The organism is Sphingomonas sp. YR710, assembly GCF_900101455.1.
In the GTDB taxonomy this organism is placed as follows: domain Bacteria; phylum Pseudomonadota; class Alphaproteobacteria; order Sphingomonadales; family Sphingomonadaceae; genus Rhizorhabdus.
Window position 1 is genome coordinate 1 of sequence record NZ_FMZJ01000038.1, and the last position, 2,538, is coordinate 2,538.

At 65.2% G+C, this 2,538-nt stretch carries 2 protein-coding genes; both read right to left on the bottom strand.

The window, feature by feature from the left end; all coding sequences use genetic code 11:
• Nucleotide 1 precedes the first annotated feature (1 nt).
• On the bottom strand, nt 2–1,246 hold the full coding sequence (locus BLS13_RS20140) for a CaiB/BaiF CoA transferase family protein (protein ID WP_093454810.1): 1,245 nt from the start codon (nt 1,244–1,246) through the stop codon (nt 2–4).
• 2 nt (nt 1,247–1,248) lie between these two features.
• Nucleotides 1,249–2,538 (bottom strand): CaiB/BaiF CoA transferase family protein (locus tag BLS13_RS20145; protein WP_218123335.1); only part of this gene is annotated, 1,290 nt, incomplete at its 5' end.

The following is a 2,538-nucleotide window of genomic DNA, read 5'->3' on the forward strand; positions in this document are numbered from 1 at the left end:
TTCACAACTCGCCCAATACTTCCTGTGTATGCTCGCCGACGAGCGGCGCGCGCTTGATCGTCGTTGGGATGAAGTCGCCGGTGAATGGCAGTCCCGGATAGGTGTAGGACCGGCCGAGTTCGGGATGATCGACTTCGACGGGATATTCGCGGAAGCGGAAATGCGGATCGGCCAGTGCTTCATCGGGGGCATAGACCGCGCCACAGGCGATCCCGCGCTGCTGCGCCTGCACGAAGAATTCGGCCATCGTCAGCTTCGATGCGATGAGGTAGAGCGCCTCGCGCCCGGCGCGGTAGATCTCGGTCGCCTCGACATCCTGCCCGAGCACCTTCAGCGACACCCCGCCGCGGTCGATGCCCATCTGCAGGAAGAAGGCCTCGGGAAACTCATCGACCAGCCCGAGTTCGCCCAGCCAGTCGAGCACACTCTTATAGTTGCCCGCGGTCGTCAGCCCCAGCGGGTTGCTGCAATAGCCGCCGTCGCCGGTCTCCACCTGGATGCCCATCGTGACATGCTCGCTGGCATGCCGGCCGGTCTGCCGATTGTTGGTCGCGCGCCGGTACAGCCAGTCGATCGAGCTGACCTCGGTCGTAACGTTGGTCGCCGCCAGCATGCTGACGTCGACATGCTGGCCAACCCCGGTAAGATCGCGGTGCACGACCGCGGTCAGCGCGCCCATCACGGCGAAGGCGCTCGCCGTGTGATGCGCATGGCCGCCGCTCGGGCGGATCGGCGGCAGGCTATGATCGTCATAGCCGCAATTCCACACCGTGCCGCCGGCCGAGAGCAAGGTGATATCGGTGGCGGGTTCGTGCAGGTCGGCGCAGCGCCGGCCGTTCGGTGTCACCGAGACCCAGATGAGCGCAGGCGCGTCGGCACGGATCTGCGTGTGATCGATCCCCAGCGCATCGAGCGTCCCCGGGTCTTCGCCTTCGAGCACGATGTCGGCGCTTTGCGCCAGCCGGCGGAAGCTGTCGCGGCCTTCCGCGCTGTCGAGATCGAGCACGACGCTGCGCTTCGAGGTGTTGTAGTTCCACCACCACAGGCAGCGATCGGGATCGGCCTTGTCATCGACGAAAGGCCCGTAGCCGCGCGAGGCATGCCCGCCGGGCGCCTCGACCACGATCACGTCGGCACCAAGATCGCCCATCAGCTTGCCGGCATAAGCCGCGCGATCGCTGGCGAGTTCGACGATCCGCAATCCCGAAAGCAAAGCGGGCATCACATTGCTGGTTGGTTCGGCCATGGTCAGATCACCTTCCGGTCTTTGAGGTCCGCAATCTCATCCGGGGAAAGCCCCAGCAGCGAGCCGTAAACATAGTCATTGTCATGGCCAAGGCATGGCGCGCCGCGGCTTATCGACCAATCGGTCTCCGACAGATGGACGGGAACGCCCTCGACGCGAATCTCGCCGATCTCGTCATGCCGGACGGTCGGCCACAGCCCCCAGGATGCGGTCCGCACGTCGTTTTCGATGCGATCCTCGGGCTTCGCCACCTGCGCGACGGGGACCCCGGCCTGCCGGATCACGCCTTCGATCTGCCCGCGCTCGCGCCGCCGGGTCCAGTCACCCAGCTGACGGTCGATATCGTCGCGGCGCGCCATGCGCCCGTCGAAGGTGGCCAGCGCCGGATCGCGCGCCCATGGCTCGTCGATCGCATCGGCCAGCCGCCGCCAGTCGGCGTCGTCGCGGCACGCGATCGCGACCCAGCTATCGTCGCTCGCCGCGGCATAAATGCCGTGCGGCGCCATCTGCGGGAAATTGTCGCTGTTCGAATTCGGCTTGCCCGGGCGGCGCATCGGCCGGCCATTGACCGTCGAATCCAGCAGTTCGGGGCCGGCAAGCCCGATCCCCGCCTCGGTGCACGAAAAATCGATCCACTGGCCCTGGCCGGTGCGGTTGCGCGCGACGATCCCGCCGAGCACCGCCATCGCCATCATATAGGCGCCCATATGATCCATATAGGCAAAGCCCCAGCCCGCCGGCGGCTGATCGGGCAACCCCGACATGAACGTCAGCCCGCTCACCGGCTGGACCACCTGCCCGACCGACTTGAAATCCGAATAGGGCCCGGTCTTGCCGAAGCCGCTGTTGGCGACATAGATGATCTGCTCGTTCATCGACTTCAGCCAGTCATAGCCACAGCCCAGCCGCTCCATGACGTGCGCCGAGAAATTCTCGGTGATCGCATCCGAAACCGACACCAGCCGGCCGAGCAGCGCCTTGCCCTCGGGGCTCTTGAGGTCGAGCGTGATGCTCAGCTTCTCGACATTGTGATTGTTGAAATTGCCGCCGAAATTGATGCCGCTCTGCTTCCCGTCGGGCGACATGCCGCCGCGCAGGAAGTCCCACCGGTGCTTCTCGTGCGCAGGCTGCTCGACACGGATCACCTGCGCGCCGAACGCCGCCAGAAAACGCGTCGCCCCCGCCCCCGCCAACAATCCGGTGAGATCGCATATCCTGATATGCGACAAGGCTGTCGACTTCGGCGCAAAGCCGTGAGCGCTCGTTGTCATGTTCGATCTCCAGTCAAAAAT

Bases quoted from the DNA above. Each gene is read 5' to 3' on its own strand.
- BLS13_RS20140 (WP_093454810.1), bottom strand. From the start codon at position 1,246: ATGGCCGAACCAACCAGCAATGTGATGCCCGCTTTGCTTTCGGGATTG.